Source organism: Amycolatopsis sp. NPDC114503 (genome assembly GCF_055633655.1).
The window spans coordinates 133,607-153,888 of sequence record NZ_JBVKDT010000008.1; the positions used below are offsets into that span (position 1 = coordinate 133,607).

At 68.9% G+C, this 20,282-nt stretch carries 24 protein-coding genes; 15 read left to right on the forward strand and 9 right to left on the reverse strand.

Going from position 1 to position 20,282, the window contains the following annotated elements; all coding sequences use genetic code 11:
* Nucleotides 1-40: 40 nt before the first annotated feature.
* Together ACZ7OI_RS31480 and ACZ7OI_RS31485 are read left to right on the forward strand one after the other, a co-directional pair.
* Nucleotides 41-895, forward strand: a complete 855-nt coding sequence (locus tag ACZ7OI_RS31480; protein ID WP_470267729.1) for a bifunctional methylenetetrahydrofolate dehydrogenase/methenyltetrahydrofolate cyclohydrolase — start codon at nt 41-43, stop codon at nt 893-895.
* Nucleotides 895-1,206 carry a DUF3017 domain-containing protein gene (locus ACZ7OI_RS31485; RefSeq protein ID WP_470267730.1) on the forward strand — a complete coding sequence of 104 codons (312 nt, stop codon included), beginning with the start codon at nt 895-897 and terminating at the stop codon, nt 1,204-1,206. The genes ACZ7OI_RS31480 and ACZ7OI_RS31485 overlap by 1 nt, the downstream gene beginning before the upstream one ends.
* A gap of 9 nt (nt 1,207-1,215) precedes the next feature.
* Here the strand turns inward: ACZ7OI_RS31485 and ACZ7OI_RS31490 are convergent, their stop codons facing one another.
* Nucleotides 1,216-2,394, reverse strand: coding sequence for an MFS transporter (locus tag ACZ7OI_RS31490; RefSeq protein ID WP_470267731.1), 1,179 nt, complete (start codon nt 2,392-2,394; stop codon nt 1,216-1,218).
* A gap of 185 nt (nt 2,395-2,579) precedes the next feature.
* A complete protein-coding gene (locus ACZ7OI_RS31495; protein WP_470267732.1) occupies nt 2,580-2,903 on the reverse strand; it encodes an ArsR/SmtB family transcription factor in 324 nt (107 codons plus the stop codon).
* A gap of 109 nt (nt 2,904-3,012) precedes the next feature.
* Here ACZ7OI_RS31495 and ACZ7OI_RS31500 point away from each other — a divergent pair, with 109 nt between their 5' ends.
* Entirely contained in the window at nt 3,013-4,203 is a 1,191-nt protein-coding gene (locus ACZ7OI_RS31500; RefSeq protein WP_470267733.1) for an MFS transporter, read from the forward strand.
* A gap of 13 nt (nt 4,204-4,216) precedes the next feature.
* Nucleotides 4,217-4,861: a spermine/spermidine synthase domain-containing protein gene (locus ACZ7OI_RS31505; protein ID WP_470267734.1), complete on the forward strand. Its 645-nt coding sequence runs from the start codon at nt 4,217-4,219 to the stop codon at nt 4,859-4,861.
* A 1-nt stretch (nt 4,862) separates the two neighbouring features.
* Here ACZ7OI_RS31505 and ACZ7OI_RS31510 read toward each other — a convergent pair whose 3' ends face one another.
* Together ACZ7OI_RS31510 and ACZ7OI_RS31515 are read right to left on the reverse strand one after the other, a co-directional pair.
* Nucleotides 4,863-5,444 carry an HhH-GPD-type base excision DNA repair protein gene (locus ACZ7OI_RS31510; protein ID WP_037816165.1) on the reverse strand — a complete coding sequence of 194 codons (582 nt, stop codon included), beginning with the start codon at nt 5,442-5,444 and terminating at the stop codon, nt 4,863-4,865.
* 27 nt (nt 5,445-5,471) lie between these two features.
* A complete protein-coding gene (locus ACZ7OI_RS31515; protein ID WP_470267735.1) occupies nt 5,472-6,233 on the reverse strand; it encodes an AraC family transcriptional regulator in 762 nt (253 codons plus the stop codon).
* A gap of 50 nt (nt 6,234-6,283) precedes the next feature.
* Here ACZ7OI_RS31515 and ACZ7OI_RS31520 point away from each other — a divergent pair, with 50 nt between their 5' ends.
* Both ACZ7OI_RS31520 and ACZ7OI_RS31525 read left to right on the forward strand, forming a co-directional pair.
* On the forward strand, nt 6,284-6,697 hold the full coding sequence (locus tag ACZ7OI_RS31520) for a DUF2000 family protein (RefSeq protein WP_470267736.1): 414 nt from the start codon (nt 6,284-6,286) through the stop codon (nt 6,695-6,697).
* A gap of 126 nt (nt 6,698-6,823) precedes the next feature.
* Nucleotides 6,824-7,156, forward strand: a complete 333-nt coding sequence (locus ACZ7OI_RS31525; protein WP_470267737.1) for a hypothetical protein — start codon at nt 6,824-6,826, stop codon at nt 7,154-7,156.
* On the opposite strand, the gene ACZ7OI_RS31530 is transcribed toward ACZ7OI_RS31525, so the two are convergent.
* Genes ACZ7OI_RS31530 through ACZ7OI_RS31540 form a run of 3 tightly spaced genes read right to left on the reverse strand, consistent with a single transcriptional unit; the run spans nt 7,153 to nt 8,661 of the window.
* Nucleotides 7,153-7,752: a class I SAM-dependent methyltransferase gene (locus tag ACZ7OI_RS31530; RefSeq protein WP_470267738.1), complete on the reverse strand. Its 600-nt coding sequence runs from the start codon at nt 7,750-7,752 to the stop codon at nt 7,153-7,155. The genes ACZ7OI_RS31525 and ACZ7OI_RS31530 overlap by 4 nt on opposite strands.
* 29 nt (nt 7,753-7,781) lie before the next feature.
* Nucleotides 7,782-8,147, reverse strand: a complete 366-nt coding sequence (locus tag ACZ7OI_RS31535; protein ID WP_116201667.1) for a DUF2203 domain-containing protein — start codon at nt 8,145-8,147, stop codon at nt 7,782-7,784.
* Between the two features lie 37 nt (nt 8,148-8,184).
* Nucleotides 8,185-8,661, reverse strand: coding sequence for a hypothetical protein (locus tag ACZ7OI_RS31540; protein ID WP_470267739.1), 477 nt, complete (start codon nt 8,659-8,661; stop codon nt 8,185-8,187).
* 227 nt (nt 8,662-8,888) lie between these two features.
* Here ACZ7OI_RS31540 and ACZ7OI_RS31545 point away from each other — a divergent pair, with 227 nt between their 5' ends.
* Both ACZ7OI_RS31545 and ACZ7OI_RS31550 read left to right on the forward strand, forming a co-directional pair.
* Nucleotides 8,889-10,112 (forward strand): NADP-dependent isocitrate dehydrogenase, encoded by a 1,224-nt coding sequence (locus ACZ7OI_RS31545; RefSeq protein ID WP_470267740.1) that lies wholly within the window; start codon nt 8,889-8,891, stop codon nt 10,110-10,112.
* Nucleotides 10,113-10,299: 187 nt separating this feature from the next.
* The gene (locus ACZ7OI_RS31550; protein WP_370932097.1) at nt 10,300-10,611 is read left to right on the forward strand and encodes an SH3 domain-containing protein; all 312 of its coding nucleotides are present in this window, start codon (nt 10,300-10,302) and stop codon (nt 10,609-10,611) included.
* Nucleotides 10,612-11,007: 396 nt separating this feature from the next.
* Here the strand turns inward: ACZ7OI_RS31550 and ACZ7OI_RS31555 are convergent, their stop codons facing one another.
* Complete coding sequence (locus ACZ7OI_RS31555; protein ID WP_470267741.1) at nt 11,008-11,739, reverse strand: MBL fold metallo-hydrolase; 732 nt, start codon at nt 11,737-11,739, stop codon at nt 11,008-11,010.
* 64 nt (nt 11,740-11,803) lie between these two features.
* Between ACZ7OI_RS31555 and ACZ7OI_RS31560 the strand changes: the two genes are divergently transcribed.
* The 5 genes from ACZ7OI_RS31560 to yhjD all read left to right on the forward strand — a co-directional run bounded on the left by ACZ7OI_RS31560 (nt 11,804) and on the right by yhjD (nt 17,231).
* Complete coding sequence (locus ACZ7OI_RS31560) at nt 11,804-12,619, forward strand: exodeoxyribonuclease III (RefSeq protein ID WP_470268045.1); 816 nt, start codon at nt 11,804-11,806, stop codon at nt 12,617-12,619.
* A gap of 413 nt (nt 12,620-13,032) precedes the next feature.
* Complete coding sequence (locus ACZ7OI_RS31565; protein WP_470267742.1) at nt 13,033-13,458, forward strand: hypothetical protein; 426 nt, start codon at nt 13,033-13,035, stop codon at nt 13,456-13,458.
* Between the two features lie 388 nt (nt 13,459-13,846).
* Nucleotides 13,847-14,866, forward strand: coding sequence for a tryptophan--tRNA ligase (gene trpS, locus ACZ7OI_RS31570; RefSeq protein ID WP_470267743.1), 1,020 nt, complete (start codon nt 13,847-13,849; stop codon nt 14,864-14,866).
* A 40-nt stretch (nt 14,867-14,906) separates the two neighbouring features.
* Nucleotides 14,907-16,163, forward strand: coding sequence for a hypothetical protein (locus ACZ7OI_RS31575; protein ID WP_470267744.1), 1,257 nt, complete (start codon nt 14,907-14,909; stop codon nt 16,161-16,163).
* Nucleotides 16,164-16,217: 54 nt separating this feature from the next.
* Nucleotides 16,218-17,231, forward strand: a complete 1,014-nt coding sequence (gene yhjD, locus ACZ7OI_RS31580) for an inner membrane protein YhjD (RefSeq protein ID WP_470267745.1) — start codon at nt 16,218-16,220, stop codon at nt 17,229-17,231.
* 51 nt (nt 17,232-17,282) lie between these two features.
* Here yhjD and ACZ7OI_RS31585 read toward each other — a convergent pair whose 3' ends face one another.
* Entirely contained in the window at nt 17,283-18,512 is a 1,230-nt protein-coding gene (locus tag ACZ7OI_RS31585) for a D-alanyl-D-alanine carboxypeptidase family protein (protein WP_470267746.1), read from the reverse strand.
* Between the two features lie 42 nt (nt 18,513-18,554).
* On the opposite strand from ACZ7OI_RS31585, the gene ACZ7OI_RS31590 reads away from it, so the two are divergent.
* The gene (locus tag ACZ7OI_RS31590) at nt 18,555-18,800 is read left to right on the forward strand and encodes an SCO4848 family membrane protein (RefSeq protein ID WP_470267747.1); all 246 of its coding nucleotides are present in this window, start codon (nt 18,555-18,557) and stop codon (nt 18,798-18,800) included.
* A gap of 78 nt (nt 18,801-18,878) precedes the next feature.
* Nucleotides 18,879-20,261 (forward strand): S8 family peptidase, encoded by a 1,383-nt coding sequence (locus ACZ7OI_RS31595; protein WP_470267748.1) that lies wholly within the window; start codon nt 18,879-18,881, stop codon nt 20,259-20,261.
* Nucleotides 20,262-20,282 lie beyond the last annotated feature (21 nt).

Below are 20,282 nucleotides of genomic sequence, written 5' to 3' on the forward strand. Positions count from 1 at the left end.
CTGACCGGCAGCCCGCGGCGGCTCTGCGACAATGGCCGCCGTGACGGCGAAGATTCTCGACGGCAAGGCCACGAAGAACGCCATTTTCGCAGAGCTGCGCCCGCGAGTGGCCGCGCTCGCGGAGCAGGGGATCACCCCTGGGCTGGGCACGGTGCTGGTCGGCGACGACCCCGGTTCCCACTCCTACGTGAAGATGAAGCACGCGGACAGCGCGAAGATCGGCGTCAACTCGATCCGCCGCGACCTGCCCGCGGACATCACGCAGGAGAAGCTCGAAGCCGTCATCGACGAGCTGAACGCCGACCCGGCTTGCCACGGCTACCTCGTCCAGCTGCCGCTGCCGAAGCACCTCGACGCGAACCGCGTCCTGGAGCGCATCGACCCCGAGAAGGACGCCGACGGCCTCGCGCCGATCAGCCTCGGCCGGCTCGTGCTCGGCGAAAAAGGCGCGCTGCCGTGCACCCCGTACGGGATCATAGAGCTGCTCAAGCGTCACGGTGTCGAGCTGAACGGCGCGCAGGTCACCGTGGTCGGCCGCGGCATCACCGTCGGCCGCACGCTCGGCCTGCTGCTCACCCGTCGCAGCGAGAACTCCACTGTCACGCTTTGCCACACCGGCACTCGTGACCTCGCCGCCGAGGTGCGCCGCGCGGACATCGTGATCGCCGCGGCGGGCGTGCCCGGGATCATCAAGCCGGACATGGTCAAGCCCGGCGCGGCGGTGCTGGACGTCGGTGTTTCGCATGTGGACGGCAAGCTCACCGGCGACGTCGACCCGGCGGTCGCGGAGGTGGCCGGCTGGCTGTCGCCGAATCCCGGCGGCGTGGGCCCGATGACGCGGGCGATGCTGGTCACCAACGTGGTGGAGGCTGCGGAACGCGCGGCCGCCCGCTGATGGCGATGACCGGTCAACGGCAGCGCAGCGGTCGTCCCTGGCTTGTTCACGTGCCGTTCGCGGTGATCATGCTGCTGCTGGCGGCGGCCGTGGTGCGCGCGCTGCAGTACCACTGGCGCGAGGGAGCGGTGCTCGTCGGCGTGGCCCTGTTCGTGGCCGGTGCGCTGCGCGCGGTGCTGCCGGAGGAGCGCGTCGGGCTGCTCGCGATTCGAGGCAAGGCTGTCGACATCCTCACCTACGGCGCGTTGTGTGCCGCGGTGCTCTACATCTCGCTGACGATCGTCGGCGGCCCGTTCGACGCCTCCTCCTAAACGGCCCCGTCAGGACGCGAGCGCGAGTTCCTTCTGGACTCGCGCCTCGCGCCGGTCCAGCAAACCGGACACCGCGGCGATCGACACCCCGAGCACGGCCAGCAGCGCGCCGACCCAGTTCGGGGCCAGCAGGCCGAGGCCGCCCGCGATGACCAGGCCGCCGAGGTACGCGCCGATCGAGTTGGCGATGTTGAACGCCGACTGCACCGCGGCCGAAACCAGCGACGGCGTGCCGCCCGCCTTCTCCATGATCCGCGCCTGCATCATCGGGCCGATCATGAAGCCCGCGACCCCCACGAAAAAGATCGTGATCGCCGCGCCGACCTTGCCCTGCGCGGTCACGGTGAAGATCGCTAGCACGGTCGCCAGCGAGAGCAGCGCGACGTACAGGCTCGGCATCAGCTTCTTGTCCGCGAGCCGTCCGCCGAGGTAGTTGCCGATCGTCATGCCGACGCCGGCCAGCGAAAGCAGCACCGTGACGTTGGCGGGCGAGTATCCGGCGACGTCGGTCAGCATCGGCGCGATGTAGGACATGCAGGCGAACACGCCGCCGAGGCCGAACATCACGATCGCCAGCGCCAGCCACACCTGCGGGCGGCGGAACGCGCCCAGTTCGCCGCGGATCGACGGATCGGCCGGGCGGCCCTGGTGCGGCACCAGCTTCGCGATGGCGGCGATCGCGAGCAGGCCGATCACCGCGACGACGCCGAACGTCGCGCGCCAGCCGACCTGCTGGCCGAGCAGCGTGCCGAGCGGGACGCCGATGACGTTCGCCAGCGTCAGGCCCATAAACATCATCGACACGGCCTTCGCGCGCTGGCCCGGCTGCGAGAGGCTGGACGCGACGACCGCGCCCGCCCCGAAGAACGCGCCGTGCGGCAACCCGGCGAGGAACCGGAACGCGATGCCGAAGTCTTGGTTCGGCGAGAGCGCGAACAGCGCGTTGCCGACCGTGAACAGGCCCATCATCGCCAGCAGCATGGTTTTGCGCGGCAGCCGGACAGCCAGTGCGGTGAGCAGCGGCGCGCCGATCACGACGCCGAGCGCGTAGGCGGAGATGAAGTAGCCCGCGGACGGGATGTCGATGTGGAAGTCCGCGGCGGTCAGGGGCAGCACACCCATCATCACGAACTCGGTGGTACCGATGCCGAAGGCACCGACGGCGAGCGCGAGCAACGCGACGGGCACGGCTCTCCCTTCCTGGAGAAATCGATTGCTCAGCGCCTGGGTCACAGGCTTCTGAAGCGCTTTAGAACGAGGGCAAAAAACTAGACAGCCCCGACGTCGTCGTGCTGTCTCGCTCTAGTTGAACCGATGGAGGGCGGCCTTGTCATCCCGGTATTCGGGTGAGGCCCGCCACGTAGCGCGACCGCTCAGCGCGGCGCGGCCAGCACGCCGTCGAGCAGGCCGGGGAACAGCACGTCGAGATCGTTGCGGCGCAAGGAGTTGTACCGGGTGGTGCCGACCTGGCGGCCGACGATCACGCCTGCCTGGCGCAGGGTCGCGAGGTGATGGGTGAGTGTGGACTTGGTCACCGGCACCTCGAAACCGCTGCACGAGATCTCCGTTTCGGAGTTCGCCAGCTGCCGGACCATCGCCAGGCGGACCGGGTCGGCCAGCGCGCGGAGCACCGCTTCGACAGTGATCTCGTTGCGATCCGGGTAGACGAGCGGCGGGAGGGGCGCGGAACCGGGCATGCGTCCATAGTACGACGGCTGTCGAAATTGTCGGTGAGGCCGTGTACGGTCGTCATCGAACTACGACGTACGTCGAACTATTCGTTCAGGTCTCATTGGGGGGACATTCATGTCCAGCGTCTCGTCCTCGGCGGCGGCCCGGAACTCGGTGCTCGCGTTCGGGGCCTTCGGCGTCGGCACCAGCGGCTACATCGTGGCCGGGTTGCTGCCGGCGCTGACCTCCGAGCTGCACATCTCCGCGACGGCCGCGGCGCAGCTCGTCACCTCGTTCGCCATCGCGTACGCGGTGGGCTCGCCGTTGTTCGCCGCCGCCACCGGCCGGTGGGAACGGCGCACGCTGCTGGTCGCCGCGCTCGCGGTGGCCGCGGTCGGGAACATCTTCGCGGCCGTCGCGCCGGGGTACACCACGCTGCTGATCGCGCGGGTCGTCACGGCGATCGGGGCCGCCATCTACACCCCGGCCGCCACTGCCGTCGCCGCGGAGCTGACCACGCCGGAACGTCGCGGGCGAGCTGTTTCGCTGGTGTTCGGGGGACTCACCATCGCGCTGATCTTCGGTGTCCCGCTGGGCAGCGTGATCTCCCAGCAGTTCGGCTACGAGGGCGCGTTCCTGTTCGTCGGCATCCTCTCGGCGCTCGGCGCGCTCGGGGTGCGGGTCGCGTTGCCGAAGGTCGCGCCGCCGCCGGTGGTCGGGCTCGCCGAGCGGTTCGCGGTCGCGCGGGACAAGCGGGTCGTCGCGCTGCTGGTCACCACCACGCTCGCCTGCCTCGCCGCGTTCATGGTCTACACGCTGGTGTCGCCAGTGCTGTCCGCCACCGCCGGGGTTTCCGGCGGGACGGTCACGGTGCTGCTGTTCTGCTACGGCATCGGCGGCGCGATCGGCAACTTCGCCGGCGGTCGCGCGGCCGACCGGTGGGGCGCTCGGAAGCCGCTGCTGATCGTGCTCATCGGGTTCACCGCGGTGATGGTGCTGCTGCCGTTCACCGCGACGACCGTGGTCGGGGCCGGGATCACGTTGTTCGTGTGGGGCTTGGCGAACTGGTCGTTCAGCCCGCCGCTGCAGCACCGGCTCATCGAGCTGTCGCCGGGGCACGCCGGTCTCGCGCTGTCACTCAACGCGTCGGCGATCTACCTGGGCGTCGGCCTGTCCGGCGTCGTCGGCGGCGCGGTGCTGACCTCGGCGGGGGCGACTGTCCTGCCGGAGATCGCCGCGATCCTCGCCGCCGCGGCGGCGCTGGTGGTCGTGTTCTTCTGGGGCGCGCGGAAACGGGTTGAGGTCCGCGAGGAGGTCGCAGTCTGAGAAGCTGCCGGGCGTGGCGGAGGTACTGGAGACCGTGCCCGGGCACGGCGGAGAACTGGTGCTGCGGCGCGACGGCGCCGAGTTCGAGGTGATCGAAAACGGGATGTTCCTGATGGACACCCGAAACGGCGAGTCGGAACGGCTGCTCGTGACCGGAGCGGCCGACCGGCTCGCCGCCGGCGCACGAATGCTGATCGGCGGTCTCGGCGTCGGGTTCTCGCTGCGCGCCGCGCTGGATCACGGTGCGGTGGGCCAGGTTGTGGTGGTGGAACGCGAACCGGCGGTGATCGCCTGGAACCGCACCGGCCCGCTGCGCGAGGTCCACGGCGGTGCGCTGGACGATCCGCGGGTGACCGTGGTCGAGGCGGATCTGCTGGAGTGGCTGCGGACGACCGGCGAGACGTTCGACGCGCTGTGCCTGGACATCGACAACGGTCCAGAGTGGACAGTCACCGAGGGGAATGCCTCGCTGTACGCGGCTTCCGGCCTGGAACGGTTGTCTCAGCTGCTGCGTCCGGGCGGGGTGCTGGCGGTGTGGAGCGCGGGCGCGGCACCGGGGTTCACGGCTCGGTTGCGGGAGCGGTTCGCCGAGGTGGATGTGGTGGAGATTCCGGTGCCTCGCGGGGAACCGGATGTGGTTTGGTTCGCGCGGGGCTGAGTCAGTTCGCCTTGGCGGCAGCCTTCGCGGCCTTCTTGAACGCGCGCACCTCGCCGAGCGTCTTCGCGTCCGTCACGTCCGCAATGGACCGGCGGGAGCCGCGATCTCCGTACGCGCCAGCGGCTTCGCGCCAGCCCTTCGGGGCCACCCCGCGCTGTTTGCCCAGCAGTGCCAGGAAGATCTTCGCCTTCTGCTCGCCGAAACCGGGCAGCGCCTTGAGTCGCTTGAGCACCTCTTCGCCGTCCGGCTTGGGGCGGCCGTCGAGCCAGATGCCTTCGGTGCGGCCGTCGTAGTTCTCGATGATGTGCAGCGCGAGCGCGTGCACGCGACGGGCCATCGAGCCGCCGTAGCGGTGGATCGCCGGTGGGACGACGCACATCTCGACGAATGCCTCGACGTCGGTGGCGGCGATCTTCTGCAGCGAGAACCCGTCCATCCGGTCGGCGATCTTCCGCGGGCCCGCGAAGGCGTGCTCCATGGGGTACTGCTGGTCCAGGAGCATTCCGGTGAGCAGGGCGAACGGGTCGTCGTTGAGCAGCTTGTCGGCAGCCGGGTCGCCGGTCAGGTGCAGTTCGCGCAGCATGGGGTCATCTTCGCACAAACCGCCCGGTCAGCCGCGTGCGAAGCGGGCTGGGGTGGTGCCGAGGTAGCGGCGGAAGTGCCGGGTCAGGTGTGCTTGGTCGGTGAACCCGGCGGTGGCGGCCACGGCGGCGGGCGGGGTGCCGTCGAGCAGGAGGCGGCGGGCGTGGTCGACGCGGCGGCCGGTGACGTACCGGTGCGGCGGCAGTCCGAAGCGGCGGCCGAAGGCGCGGACCAGGTGGACGGGGTGTGCGCCTAGGACGGCGGACGCGTCGGCCAGCGTCAGCGAATCGGGCAGGCGTTCGTCGAGGAGGTCGCGCAGGTCGTCGGCCAGGGTGCGATCGGGTGGCGCGACGTCTGGGCGGCCGAGGTGCGTGCGAAGCCGCTGGGCGACTAGCGCGAGGCGGCTTTCGGCTTCCAGGGGTTCGGCGAGCGACTGGTGCAGCTGGTGGATTCTGGTGCGCAGCAAGGGATCCGGCAGGTTCGGCTGATCGACGGCGGCTCCGATCAGGTCGTCGCCGAGCACGTCGGCGTCGAGGTAGAGCACGCGTTTGCGGAAGCCCTGGCTGGTCGCGGCGCGGCCGTCGTGCGCGACGTTCGGCGGCAGCAGCGTGACGGCCGTGCCGAGTGCGCCGTGGTGGTGGCGGTCGAGGTCGTAGCTGATCGCGCCGTCGTCGACGATCAGCAGCGTCCAGGTGTCGTGCGTGTGCGCGGGGTAGGCGTGGTCGGTGAACCGGGCGTGGAACGCCTCGGCGATTCCAGGCACCGAAGGGCGCCAGGCCGACACCGTCATGTTCAGAACGTACAAGACCCGCGCGCGGTGCCGAGCCGATGCTGTCCCGCATGAACCGATTCGACACGAAGATCGCCGTGCTGCTGCGGGACGACCTGGCCTCGTGGCAACGGCTGAACGTCACGGCGTTCCTGGTGAGCGGCGTGGCCCACACGACGCCCGAACTGATCGGCGAGCCCTACCTCGACGCCGACGACACCGAGTACCTGCCGATGTTCCGCCAGCCGGTACTCGTGTTCGCGGGCACCGCCGAGACGCTCGCGCTGGCGCACCGCCGGGCGCTCACGCGGGGTCTGCGGTTCTCGATCTTCACCGACGAGCTGTTCCAGACCGGCAATGACGTCGACAATCGCGCGGCGGTGCGGGCGGTGCCGCGGGAGAAGCTGGCGTTGGCCGGGATGGCTGTGCACGGGCCGAAGAACGCGGTGGGCAAGATCCTCAAGGGCGCTCAGCTGCACGGCTGAACGGCATCGGTCGCGTACGCCGACCAGATCGGGTTCAGCTACACCTCGGAAGCCGGCGCGTACCCGTTCAAGGGCAGTGCTTCGTGGGGTGCGGGCGAGGTTACGGCGTGGGAGTACGGCGACGCGGTGAAGGTGGACGCCGAGCCGGCTGACGGCTGGGACTGGGCCCGGCTGGAACTCAGCGCGCCTGCCGGACAGCAGCTGCACGAGGGAACCTACTCGAACGCCGCTGTCCGGCCGCAGAATTCGCCGCAGCTCGCGACGCCCGGCTTCATCGCGTTTCGCGGGACCCGGGCGGGTGGCACGGGTGCTTGCGCCGAGCCGGGTTCCACCGCCGACTTCACCGTGACCCGCCTGGCCCGCGCGGCCGACGGAGCGGTGACCGACTTCGACGTCACCTTCGTCCTGCACTGCACCTCCGCCGCTGCCACCAACGGCGAGGCGCACTACCACCGCTAGGCCTCCGCGAAGACCGCGAAAACCTGCCGTACCCGGTCACCCTGATCGAGCGTCACGTGCTGTGCCGTCGCCGAGCTGAACCCGGCGTCGGTGGCCAGCGCGGCGGCTTCGTCGAGGGTGCCCGGGACGCGCAGGTCTCGCGGGAACACGTCGGCGAACTTGCCGGTCGGCTTGAAGCGCTCGGCCGAAACCACGCTGAACGCCAGCTTGCCGCCCGGACGCAGCACCCGCCGCCAGTCGGTCAACGCCCGCGCGCCCAGGAAGTGCAGTGCCGAGGCACAAACGACCGCGTCGGCCTCGCCGTCGCCGAGCGGCAGCGGTACCGCGGATCCGACGTGCCAGGAGATCCGTCCGTCCGGGTCGCGGTCGGCGGCTTTGCCCCGGGCGATCTCGATCATCGCGGGGGAGAGGTCGATGGCGAACACCGCGGCCGGGTCCAGGCGCAGCGCCGCGTAGGCAGCCGCGCCGGTGCCCGCGGCGACGTCGACCAGCAAGGTGGGCTTGGGGGCCAGGCCGCCGATCAGTTGCTCGGCCACGTACGGGTGGAAGGTGTCCTCGTCGTATCCCGCCGCGTCGGCGTCGAAAAGTGTGCTCACCTAGCCACCGTAGTGGGCTTGACCAGTGATTATCCGGGCAAGCGGCGACGGCCGGCGAAACCGAGGTCTGCGCGGTGGTACCAGGTCAGCTCGCGGTCGCCTTCGAGCCAGCAGAGCAGCACGTCGTCGCCGTCGAGCGAGGCCGGGAAGTCCACCAGCAGCGGGGCGAACCCCTTCAGCTCGGCCCCGGTCGCCTGGATCGCGGTCATCAGGTCGTCCAGCCGGGCCTGCGCGGCCTTCCACTCCGGCAGGCCGCCGAGACTGGTGTCCCGCCCGCCCGGACGCAGGGACGCGGCGAGCTCGGCGGCGTCGGCGCGGACCCGGATCAGTTCGGCGAGCACGGGAAGCAACCGGGCGAGTTCGGTGCGGGCCTCGGCTACGGTGAACAATCCCATCTGCAAATAGTCTCACCGGGCCCGCGTCGTTCCTCCGCTACCTGCGCCGACGCGTCAGCGTCGCCGCCAGACCCGTGCCGACCAGCAGGAATCCGGCGCCGAGCAGCGCGCCGGACACCAGCCAGCCGCCGAATCCGGCCGCCAGCTCGTTGCCCGGCAGCAGGCGCAGCAGGTCGATTCCCGTCCGCGGCGACACGAGCGTGACCACCCCGGGCAGCACGCCCCAGACCACTCCGCCGACGACCGGTCCGGCCGACGACCACGCTCCGAGCGCGGCCACCCCGACCAGCAGCAGCGCGCCGACCACCATCAGCGCGGCGCCGAGGCCGTCTCCGTGTTCGCCGAAGGTCGCCGACACCTGCGTCTGCTGGCGGTAGCCGCCGAAGGCCAGCACGCCGATCGCGATCGGCGTGAGGACCAGTCCGCACAGGCCGCTCAGCACGCGCGCGGCGGCGCGGCCGGCGGGCTGGCTGACCATCGCCGGTTGGGCGGGGTAGGGCGCGGGGTACGACATGGCGTGGCCTCCCAGGCTGTGGTTACGCGATGGGATGGTCGCCGGGCTCGTCCGGTTCCCCTCGCGGGCGTCTGGATCGTGCCCGGTCGGAGAGCCGCGTCAAGGGTGGTAGAGACTTGATTCCGACCACTTCTGGAACCATCCAGCTCTGTTAAGCAGTACGCTTGTACCGCTATCGGAGAGCGAAGAAGCGAACGCGAAGATCCGCGGAAGGAGCACCGCTGCTCATGGCCAAGATCAAGGTCCAGGGCACCGTTGTCGAACTCGACGGCGACGAGATGACCCGCATCATTTGGCAGTTCATCAAGGACAAGCTGATCCACCCGTACCTGGACGTCAACCTGGACTATTACGACCTGGGCATCGAGGAGCGGGACCGCACCGACGACCAGATCACGGTCGACGCCGCCAACGCCATCAAGCAGCACGGCGTCGGCGTCAAGTGCGCCACGATCACGCCCGACGAGGCGCGCGTGGAGGAGTTCGGCCTCAAGAAGATGTGGGTGTCCCCGAACGGGACCATCCGCAACATCCTCGGCGGCGTGATCTTCCGCGAGCCGATCGTCATGCGGAACGTGCCGCGGCTGGTACCCGGCTGGACCAAGCCGATCATCATCGGCCGGCACGCGCACGGCGACCAGTACAAGGCCACCAACTTCAAGGTCCCCGGCCCGGGCACCCTGACGATGACCTACACCCCCGAAGACGGCTCCGAGCCGATGGAGTTCCAGGTCGCGAACTTCCCCGAGGGCGGCGGCGTCGCGATGGGGATGTACAACTACCGCAAGTCGATCGAGGACTTCGCGCGCGCGTCGCTGCAGTACGGCCTCGACCGCGAGTACCCGGTCTACCTCTCCACCAAGAACACGATCCTCAAGGCCTACGACGGCATGTTCAAGGACGTGTTCCAGGAGGTCTTCGAGACCGAGTTCAAGTCGGACTTCGACGCCAAGGGCATCACCTACGAGCACCGGCTGATCGACGACATGGTCGCCGCGTCGCTCAAGTGGGAGGGCGGCTACGTCTGGGCGTGCAAGAACTACGACGGCGACGTCCAGTCCGACACCGTCGCGCAGGGCTTCGGTTCGCTCGGCCTGATGACCTCGGTGCTGCGCACTCCGGACGGCAAGACCGTCGAGGCCGAGGCCGCGCACGGCACGGTCACCCGGCACTACCGCCAGCACCAGCAGGGCAAGCCGACCTCCACGAACCCGATCGCCTCGATCTACGCGTGGACCCGGGGCCTCGAGCACCGCGGCAAGCTGGACGGCAACTCGGAGCTGATCGGCTTCGCGAACAAGCTGGAGCAGGTCGTCGTCGACACCGTCGAAGGCGGCAAGATGACCAAGGACCTCGCGCTGCTGGTCGGCAAGGACCAGGAATGGCAGACGACCGAGGACTTCCTCGCGACGCTGGACGAGAACCTGGCCAAGAAGATCGCGCAGGGCTGATCTCTCTTTAGCCGTTAACGAGAAGGGCACCTCGGAGGAGTCTTCCGAGGTGCCCTTCTTTTTGTCACTCTTCGTGTTGTGTCGATGACAGGATTGGCACCTCCGGGTGGAATGGGAGCGAGAACCTGTCCGGGCGACGGCGGACTGCCTACTCTGGACGAGGGGTTTTCGCGACTGAGGAGCGGCCGTGATTCTGGGTTTGCCCAAGAAGACACTGATTATTATCGGCGTCATCGCTGCGGTCGTGGTCATCTACGCGTTCGGCCAGAAAGGCCAGGCGGACGCGCAGGGATCCCCGACCGGCTGCAAGGTCTCGGTGACCGCAGACGTGCTCAACGCGCGGGAAACCGCCGCGGGGAACGGGAAAGTCATCGGGAAGTACCTGCGCGGGGCAGAATTCGACGCACAACCCGTGGTGCAGAACGGGTTCCGGAAGATCGCTGACGGCAAGTGGGTCGCGGACAGCTTCGTGACGCCGGTGTCCGGGGCCAAGTGCTGAGTCCGATTCGTACTGGTCTCTGGCCGAGGCGCTGATCGTCCTTTGTGCGGACGCCGGTCCGCGCGGACTGCTTGCGGTGCTTGGGTTCGTGTGGTTGCTGGGTTCGATGCGGCACGTGGTTCGCCTGGGACCGAGCGGTTGCTGAGCTTGGTTTCGGGTGAGTCCGGTCTGGCGCCTCGGCTCCGGCCGCTTTTCGTCTCATGTGGTGGGACGGCTTCGGTTGTCCAGTCGGGATTGCCGCCGATCGGTTGAGCCGATGCCTCCGTGTGGCTCGGAACTTTCGCGATCGCCGGATGCCTTTACGGCACCTGCTCCGGTTCGGCTTGCTTCGGTGAACTGCTCGGTGCCGGCGCGAAAAGGTATGGCGGGTGATCGCGATTTTTATGCGGCGCGCGATTATGCGTGATTCAGCATGAGTCCTTCTTCCGCGGCGAGCACTTCTCCGGAGAACTCGGCGCGGGCTTCGGCCACCGAAACCGCGCGGTCGGAACCTGGCCAGAAATGCGTGAGCAGCAGTGTCGCGACATTCGCCGCTGCGGCGAGCCTGCCTGCTTCCGCGGCCGTCATCAGGTTACGCGGGCCGTCCGGCGGTGTGCCCTGCAGAGTGGCTTCGCAGATGAGGACGTCGGCGTCGCGTGCCAGGTCGGTCAGTTGCGGAGCGGGACCGGTGTCCCCCGTGTAGGCGAGGGTGTAGCCGGGTGTGGTGAGCCGGACCCCGTAATTCGGCACGTGGTGCGGCAGGAGCGCGGTGATGAGCCGGAACGGGCCGAGGCCGGTCTCGGGGCCGAGGTCGTGGAGGTCGAAGATCTCGTCGGGGGCCGGGCTGGGCTCCATCGCGGCGAGCCGGCGCACGGTGCCGGGAGTGCAGTGCATCGGGAGTTTGCGGTCGGTCGTGTAGTGGCGGGCCCGGCCGAGCGCGCTGACGTCGGCGATGTGGTCGGGATGCTCGTGCGTCACGACGATCGCGTCGAGCCGGTCGGCGGCGACGTGCCGGAAGAGCTGCGGCGCGGCTCCGTAGCCGAGGTCGAGTGCGACGTGGAAACCCTCGTGGGACAGCAGGAATCCGGCGCAGGCGCGGCCGGATTCCGGCCAGGCGCCACAGCTTCCGAGGACAGTCAGACGGGGCATGGCGGTCATTCTGGACCTTGCCGGACCTGCCGTGCGCGGAAAATTGTCGGACCCGGCGGGTAGCGTGCGCGGGGTGCTGATCGTCTCCACTGTCAACGTCAATGGTCTTCGTGCCGCCGTCAAGAAGGGCTTCGTCGAGTGGCTGGCCGCCACTGAGGCGGATGTCGTCGCGTGTCAGGAAGTGCGGGCCGAGGCCGCGCAACTGCCCGCGTCCGTCGTCGCGCCGGAGGGGTGGTTCGCCGCGCACGCGCCCTCGGTCGCGAAGGGACGCAACGGGGTCTCGCTGTACAGCCGCGTCGAGCCGGACGAGGTGCGGACTGGGTTCGGCGAGCCCGAGTTCGAGGACAGCGGGCGGTATCTGGAAATGCACCTGCCCGGCGTGGTGGTGGCGAGCCTGTACCTGCCGAGCGGCGACGTCGGCACCGAGCGTCAGGACGAGAAGGAACGCTTCATGGCCGCGTTCCTGCCGTACCTGGTCGAGCTGCGCGCGAAGTCGGCCGCGGAAGGCCGGGAGGTCGTCGTAGTGGGCGACTGGAACATCGCCTACGACACGGTCGACCTCAAGAACTGGCGCGGCAACCAGAAGAACTCCGGCTTCCTGCCCGAGGAACGCGAGTGGATGGGCCGCGTCTACGAGGCGGGCTACATCGACGTCCAGCGTCGGCTCGACGCGGAGGGTCCCGGCCCGTACACGTGGTGGTCCTACCGGGGCAAGGCGTTCGACAACGACTCGGGCTGGCGCATCGACTGCCAGCTGGCGACTCCTGGCCTCGCGGAGAAGGTGACGTCCGTGGTGGTCGAACGGGCAGAGTCCTACGACCAGCGCTGGTCGGACCACGCGCCGGTCACCGCGAAGTACGACGTGCCGTTCCCGGGCTGAGCCTGGTTGTCCCGCTGGTGACCAGCTGGTGAATAACCTGCCGAGAGTAGTTCGGGTTTGTTCTGCGGGGTGATTCTGTCCGGTTTCGCCGGGGTTGAGGACACTGTGCGTGGTTCCGCGAGCCGCGCACAGCGCTGACCACCGACGACACCGAGACGGCAGGGGTGCCCATGGTTACTCCCCGAGTGGGCGCTAGCCTCGGCACCCGAGTTGATCAGATCCGACAGGTCTTGACACGCTCGGTAGTTTTCTGACCAGTAGCACGTCGAGAACTCATCCTTACGGGTGAGACGCTCGCTCAGAACAGTCACCTCGCGGGAGGCACTCCGGTGCGCAACGCAGGCCGGTTCGTGACACGGTCCACGCTGGCTTTTGGCCGTCCAGCGCTTCACGCGTCCGTCACCCCATCGGGGGTGTCCGGCGCGGAGGCGACCGAGCGGACTCCGGTTCGCGGCTCGGTGCGGGACGGTCGCGACGCTTTGGCGGTCGGCAGCACTCGTGCGGCGGCTTCCGGCCGCCGCATGGCGGTCGCGGGCGGACGAGTCCTGGCGGTGCTCGCGACGATCCTGGTCACGGCCGTCGGAACGGGCGCGACGGCCTTCGCGGACACCGGTGTCGTCCGCGCGGAGACGACGTCGACCGCGTTCGGGATGCTCGGACCGGTCGGGCTGGTCGCGGTGGGCTTCGGCATCATCGGGATGGCGCTGGGCGTCGTCCGGCAGCGGCGCAAGGCGCGCGCGAAGGCGATCGAGGCAGTGACCGCCGCCGGGGCTCTCGACGAGGAGCCGGCCCGGCCGCTGGAACCGGCTCCGGCCGCGCTGCCCCTGCGGCAGTCCTGAGCAGAAGGCTTCCGCGAGCCGCGCTGAACCTGGGGCAGTCTTAAGCGGAAGGCTTCCGCGGGCCGCGCTGGACCTGGGGCTGTCTTAAGCAGAAGGCTCCCGCAAGCGCGCCGAACCTGGGGCAGTCCTAGTCAGCGGGCTTCCGCGGCTCCGGAATGCCCGGCGGCGGTGTCTGCCGCCACCGTTTCCGCGCGGCCTGGGCGGTGCTGAATCGCCAGCTAGCCGCGGCGGTCCCGGTCACTCAGCTCCACCTCTGAATCCCCATCGTCTGCTTCCTCCCGAGACAGATACCCGGGCGGAAGCCACCGAAACGTCCCGTCTGTCCGTCCGCGCCGCGAACCGCCGGGCCCGCGGCGCCGCCTCCTCCGCAGCCTGAAAGAATCTCGGCGTGTCCGACGAACAGAACGGGCGCCTGCGGGTGCTTTCCGGGATCCAGCCGACTGCCGACTCCTTCCACCTCGGCAACTACCTCGGCGCCCTGCGTCAGTGGGTGCGGCTGCAGGACACCCACGAGACCTTCTACTGCGTCGTCGACCTGCACGCGATCACTGTCGAGCAGGACCCGAAGGTGCTGCTGGAGCGGACGCGGCGCTCGGCCGCGCAGCTGCTCGCGATCGGGGTCGACCCGGCGCGCAGCGCGCTGTTCGTGCAGAGCCACGTGCCCGAGCACGCTCAGCTGAGCTGGGTGCTCGAATGCCAGACCGGCTTCGGCGAGGCAGGCCGGATGACGCAGTTCAAGGACAAGGCCGCCAAGCAGGGCAGCGACCACGCGAGCGTCGGCCTGTTCACCTACCCGGTGCTGATGGCTGCGGACATCCTGCTGTACCAGACCAACGCGGTGCCGGTCGGCGAGGACCAGCGGCAGCATCTCGAGCTGACCCGCAACCTCGCGCAGCGGTTCAACAGCCGGTTCGGCAAGACGTTCGTGATGCCGGAGCCGTTCATCGTCAAGGACACCGCGAAGATCTACGACCTGCAGGAGCCGACGGCGAAGATGAGCAAGTCGGCGGCGACCGCCAACGGGCTCATCGAACTGCTGGAAGACCCGAAGCGCTCGGCGAAGAAGATCCGGTCCGCGGTCACCGACACCGGCCGCGAGGTCCGGTTCGACCGCGAGGAGAAGGCGGGCGTCTCCAACCTGCTCACCATCTACTCCGCGCTGACCGACCGCACCGTCGAAGACCTCGAAACCGCTTACGAGGGCAAGGGTTACGGCGATCTCAAGAAGGATCTCGCCGAGGTGCTCGTCGACTGGGTCACGCCGCTTCAGGAGAGCGTCCAGTCCTATTTGGACGATGTCGCCGAGCTGGACCGGATCCTCGCCGCGGGTGCCCACCGGGCACGCGAGGTCGCGTCGGCCACGCTCGCGTCGGTCTACGAGCGGATCGGGTTCCTGCCTGCCCGCTGAGCAAGGCGTACACAACAAAGTCCAGGGGGGACGGAATAGCGTGAAATTCACAATTGGTTTGTGGCCGATCAGTGTCGCGACGCTGGTGCTGGTCACGTCGTGCAGCGGAATGTCCGGATCGGACAGCGAGAACGCGAAGGACCCGAACGGCGACGGCCAGACCGTGCAACGGCCGGGTTATGCGAACTCGCAGTATCCGGACCCCGCTCCGATCAAGGAAAAGGCGAACCCGCAAGCGGTGCAGATCGGCGGCAAGCCGGTGGTCCAGGCGTGCAACGTGCTGACGGTTGCCGACCTCGTCGCGCTCGGGATCAGGGTCGACTCGCGGCCGGACCCGAACGGGGCCACCTTCGAGCGCCGCTACCTGGTCGGCGACGGTTCTGGACCGCTGCGGTCGTCCGAAAACACCTACGCCAAGGCGCTGACCTCGGGCGTAAACCACTGTGTGTACAGCCTGCAAGACGACCAGGGCAATCAAACACACGAGCACCTGGCGGTCGCGGTGTCCCAGCCGGCGTACGTGCCGACCGTGGACACCAAGCCCTACCTCGACGACGGGGACCCCAGCCTGACCGTCGGCCCGGTGAAGATCTTCTCGAAGCGCCGCAAGACGGAGAGCCCGTCGGACGCTTCCGGGGACGCCGTGCTGGTCCTGGGAGACACGCTGATCGACTTGGACTTCGAACTGAAGGCGGACAAGAGCGCGGGCAAGCTGCAGGATCTCGGCAAGAAGGTCGCCGAGAACTTCGCGAAGCAGGTGAGCGCGCCGGCCGGGGCGAACGTCATCGGTTACGACAGTGCGGCATTCCCGAAATCTGTCGCGCAGCCCTGCCCGATGCTCACCCCCGACGCGGTGACCCCGGCGATCGGCACCGAGGCTTCGCCGCTGGTCGCCGAAACCCCGGCCACCGCCGTCGGCGACATGATCATGACCAACAGCACCCAGCACAACTACGTGCAGATCGACTGCGAGCGCGGCACCGGCCAGGACAACGGCATCGACCGGCGCGCGCTGCACCTGAGCGCGATCAGTTTCCTCAGCGAAGACGCGGCGAAGAGCTACCTCGGGTCCGCACCGAAGGACGGCCAGTCCACGCCCGCCCAGGTCGGGGACGAGGGGCAGGTGTCCAGCAAGGGCCAGACCAACGGCGAGGTGCTGTTCCGCAAGGGCCGCTTCGTGTTCAAGCTCTACCTCGCCGACCACAACGCCGCACCGGACGGCATCAGCGGCGCGGACGCGACCCGGCTGCTGGTGCCCGCCGCACAGAAGATGGTCTCCGCCTTCCACGAGCAGTAACCGCGCGGGCACGCTCGCGTTGCGGCGCCCGGTCGCCGTGGTTAGCGTTTTCCGGTGGCGAAAGAGACCGGTGACAAGGAAAAGCTGCTGCCCCGGCTGCGGCGGAAGTACCCGTGGCTGGATCACCTGATCCGCGCCAACGACTCCTTCAACGAAAACTACGGCAACCATTACGCGGCGGCGATCACCTACTTCAGCGTGCTGTCGGTGTTCCCGATCTTCATGGTGGCGTTCGCGATCGTCGGCATGGTGCTCGGGCACAACACCGCGGTGATCGACCAGATCACGCACGGGATCGACAGTTCGGTGCCGGAGGGGCTGCGCGGCCTGGTCACGCAGATCACCGACGCGGCGCTGAAGTCCGGCAGCGGCATCGGGATCTTCGGGTTGCTGCTGGCGGCCTACTCCGGCATCGGCTGGATGGCCAACCTCCGCGACGCCCTCACCGCGCAGTGGGGCCAGGAGAAGAAGACGGAACCGTTCGTCAGCAAGACGGTCAAGGACCTGCTGTCGCTGCTCGGGCTCGGACTGGCGCTGGTCGTGTCGTTCGCGATCACCGCGGCGGGCAGCGGCCTCGGCGAACTGCTGCTGAAACTGGTCGGTCTGGAAGGCCAGGGCTGGGCGAAGTTCCTGCTGCACCTCGCGACGATCGTGCTCAGCCTGATCGCCAACGCGCTGGTGTTCCTGTGGGTGATCGCCCGGCTGCCGCGGGAGCACGTCGCGCTGCGGAGCGCGGTCAAGGGCGCGCTCATCGCCGCGGTCGGATTCGTGATCTTGCAGCAGGTCGCGACGGTTTACCTGGCGAGCGTCACGAAGTCCCCGTCGGCGGCGATCTTCGGGCCGGTGATCGGGTTGCTGGTGTTCGCGAACCTGGTGTCGCGGTTCCTGCTGCTGGTGACGGCGTGGACGGCGACCGCGAGGGAGAACCAGCGGCGCGTGGTGCAGCCGCCCGCTCCGGTGTTGCTGGAGCCTCGGGTGACGGTGCAGCACGGGCTGGGGCTCGGTTCCGTGGCTGGCGCGTTCAGCGCGGGCGCGCTGCTGGCGTGGCTAGGCAGGCGGAAGGGTTGACACAAAAGGGCCTCCTTGAGCGAATCAAGGAGGCCCTTTTTCCGCGGTTCGTTATGCGCGGGCGTTGCGTTTCCGCTGATAGCCGACGACGAACCCGGCCACGATGATCACCAGCACGAGCACCGTCAGCACCCAGCCGGTCGTGCCGAACGGGTCCGGCTTCTCCGCCGCCGCGGTCGTCGCGCCCGCGGGGGTGACCTGCTTGTCCGACATCGGGGCGGCGTCGGCGCTCAGCGGCTGGTAGGCGATCTGACCGACTGGCTGCGCGCCGTTCTTCTCCAGCGCGAAGCCGTAGTCGAGCAGCTTCGCCGCCTGGTCGACCACCTTCGTCGGGCGCTGTTCGGCCCGCATCATCACGATCGCGAGGCGGTGGCCTTCGCGTTCCGCGCCACCGACGTAGGTGTGCCGCGCGTCGTCCGTGAAGCCGGTTTTCCCGCCGAGGAAACCGGGATACACGCCGAGCAGCTTGTTGTCGTTGAACACCGGGATCGGCGGCTTCCCGTCGATCGCCGGGATCGTGTAATTCTTCGTCGCGACCGCCTTGGCGAATTCAGGCTGCTTCATCGCGTAGTGGAAGACGAGGCTCAGGTCGTACGCCGAGGTCGACATGCCCGGTCCGTCGAGGCCGGACGGGGTTGCCGCGCGAGTGTCGGTCGCGCCGATGCGGGCGGCGAGCGCGTTCATCTTGGCGACTGCCGCGTCGACGCCGCCCAGCGTGGTCGCGAAGGCGTGCGCCACGTCGTTGCCCGAGTGCATCAGCAGGCCGTGCAGCAGCTGGTCCACCGTGTAGTGCCCGCCCGCGGTGATGCCGACGCAGGTGCACTCCTGCTCGGCGTCCTCCTTCGTCGGGACGATGACCTGGTCCGGCTTCAGCTCGGTGACCACCACCAGCGCCAGCAGCGTCTTGATCAGCGACGCAGGCCGCTCCCGCGCGTGCGGGTCCTTCGCCGCGACGACCGCGCCGGTGTCGAGGTCCTGCAGGACCCACGACGCCGAGGTGTCGCCCTCGGGCAGCGCGGGCGCGCCCGGCGGGAGGATCGGGCCGCAGCCGCCCAAACGGTCGCCGCCGACCGGCTGGGCGGGCACCGGAAGCGGCGGCGGGACGGTCTGGCCCGGCTTCGGCTTCTCCGAGGTGTCCACCGGAGCCGGCGGCGCGGCGTGCTCGGTGCATTGCTCCGCCAACGCCGGTGCGGCGAAGGCGACAGGCGCGGCGACGGCTACGAGGGCTGCGGCGAGTGGTGCGGCGAATGCTCGCAGCGACCGGGCGAAAGCAGGGTGCACCCACGCAATCTAGCGCCGATGGTCCGGCGGCATACTCGAGACATGCGCATTTCACGAGGTACAGCGATGGCCTTGTTCGCTTTCGGCATCTGGTCCTGGATCATCTGGATCACGTTCGCGAAGAATCTGTGGGCCAGCAACCAGTCCTGGGCGGTCGACGGTTCACCCACTGGGTACTTCATCGTGCACGCGGTGCTGACGGTGGTTTCGTTCGTGCTCGGCACCGCGATCGGGGTGCTCGGCTGGCGCGGCATCCGGGCGACGTCGAAGGACCGCGCGAACACCTGATGAGGGGATGAGTCCTTTGGTCGGTGGCGGGACGCGTCCGGGCTGGCTTAGTTTCGGGCGTCCGACCATGGAGGCTAAATGTCCCGTTTACGTCGATTGCTCGTTCCGATCGCGGTGGCTGGGATTGCCGCCGGTGCGATAGCCGTGCCGGCGTCCGCCGCGCCCGCGCCGTCGTGTGACACCACCAGCACGCAGTACAGCTACGTCGTGCTGTACCAACCGGGCGAGAAGCAGCGTTCGGTCGACGCGGAGCTGAGCGCCAAATGCGGCAAGCGGATCGCGTACTACCCGGAGATCGGCGTCGCGGTCGCCAGCTCGCGCAACGCGGATTTCGCCGACCGGCTCGGCGTGAAGCGGGCGTACTCGGCGGGCAAGGACGTCGCCGCGAAGGCCGCCGCCCGAGCCGGATCGCGCTCGGCGATCGGCATGCTGGAGCGGACGGAGAGCGTCGCCGCCGGTGACGATTTGTCGACTCAGCAGTGGGACATGCGCGCCATCCACGCGCCGGAAGCGAACAAGATCAACCCCGGTTCGCGATCGGTCACCGTCGGGGTGCTGGATTCCGGCATCGACGCCAAGCACCCCGCTCTCGCGCACGCGGTGGACCCGCAGTCGTCGACCGGCTGTGTCACCGGCGCGCCTGATGCTTCCGCGTGGACACCGACGAACTCCGACCACGGCACGCACGTCGCCGGCACCATCGCGGGCAAGGACGCGTCGCGAGGTTTCACCGGCATCGCGCCGGGCGTGCGGCTGGCGTCGGTGAAGGTCGTGAACGACGACGGCTACATCTTCCCGGAGGCGGCCGTCTGCGGCTTCGTCTGGGCCGGGCAGCACGGCTTTCAGGTGACGAACAACAGCTACTACATCGACCCCGGGATGTTCTACTGCCGCAACGAAGCGGGCGACGCTGCCGCGTACGAGGCTGTACGGCGCGCTGTCACCTACTCGACGCAGCGCGGGACTCTCAACGTCGCTGCGGCGGGCAACTCCGGCTTCGACGTCCGTACGCAGACTGTCGACCCGAACCGTCCACACAAGATTGACTCTTCGTGCGGCATCCTGCCGAAGGCGATCGACGGTGTGGTGACGGTGTCTGCGGTTGGTTACGCCGGGACGAAGGCCTACTACTCCAACTACGGCTCGGTCACGGTCACTGCGCCGGGCGGCGATTCGGGGCAGGTGCCGCCTTCCGGGCAGGGCGCAGGGTGCCCGCTGTCGACGGTGTTTAACGGCGCATACGGCACTAAGTGCGGCACCTCGATGGCTTCCCCGCACGCGGCTGGGGTCGCGGCTTTGCTGGCTTCTACGCATCGGCACGCGCCGCCGCGGGCTTTGGCGGCTTTGCTTACGGCGGAGGCGGATCCGGTGGCTTGTGATGTTTCGGCGTGCGAGGGGTCGAAGCAGAACAACTCGTACTACGGACGCGGCTTGGTGAACGCGCTGGACGCGGTTCACTGACGCAGCAACGAAAACGGCCCT

Excerpts from the sequence above, each read along its gene's own strand:
- ACZ7OI_RS31500 (WP_470267733.1), top strand. The coding sequence starts at position 3,013 with ATGTCCAGCGTCTCGTCCTCGGCGGCGGCCCGGAACTCGGTGCTCGCG.
- ACZ7OI_RS31515 (WP_470267735.1), bottom strand. The coding sequence starts at position 6,233 with ATGACGGTGTCGGCCTGGCGCCCTTCGGTGCCTGGAATCGCCGAGGCG.
- ACZ7OI_RS31495 (WP_470267732.1), bottom strand. The coding sequence starts at position 2,903 with ATGCCCGGTTCCGCGCCCCTCCCGCCGCTCGTCTACCCGGATCGCAAC.
- ACZ7OI_RS31540 (WP_470267739.1), bottom strand. The coding sequence starts at position 8,661 with ATGTCGTACCCCGCGCCCTACCCCGCCCAACCGGCGATGGTCAGCCAG.
- ACZ7OI_RS31590 (WP_470267747.1), top strand. The coding sequence starts at position 18,555 with ATGCGCATTTCACGAGGTACAGCGATGGCCTTGTTCGCTTTCGGCATC.
- ACZ7OI_RS31520 (WP_470267736.1), top strand. The coding sequence starts at position 6,284 with ATGAACCGATTCGACACGAAGATCGCCGTGCTGCTGCGGGACGACCTG.
- ACZ7OI_RS31595 (WP_470267748.1), top strand. The coding sequence starts at position 18,879 with ATGTCCCGTTTACGTCGATTGCTCGTTCCGATCGCGGTGGCTGGGATT.
- ACZ7OI_RS31555 (WP_470267741.1), bottom strand. The coding sequence starts at position 11,739 with ATGCCCCGTCTGACTGTCCTCGGAAGCTGTGGCGCCTGGCCGGAATCC.
- ACZ7OI_RS31485 (WP_470267730.1), top strand. The coding sequence starts at position 895 with ATGGCGATGACCGGTCAACGGCAGCGCAGCGGTCGTCCCTGGCTTGTT.
- ACZ7OI_RS31510 (WP_037816165.1), bottom strand. The coding sequence starts at position 5,444 with ATGCTGCGCGAACTGCACCTGACCGGCGACCCGGCTGCCGACAAGCTG.
- ACZ7OI_RS31545 (WP_470267740.1), top strand. The coding sequence starts at position 8,889 with ATGGCCAAGATCAAGGTCCAGGGCACCGTTGTCGAACTCGACGGCGAC.
- ACZ7OI_RS31535 (WP_116201667.1), bottom strand. The coding sequence starts at position 8,147 with ATGGGATTGTTCACCGTAGCCGAGGCCCGCACCGAACTCGCCCGGTTG.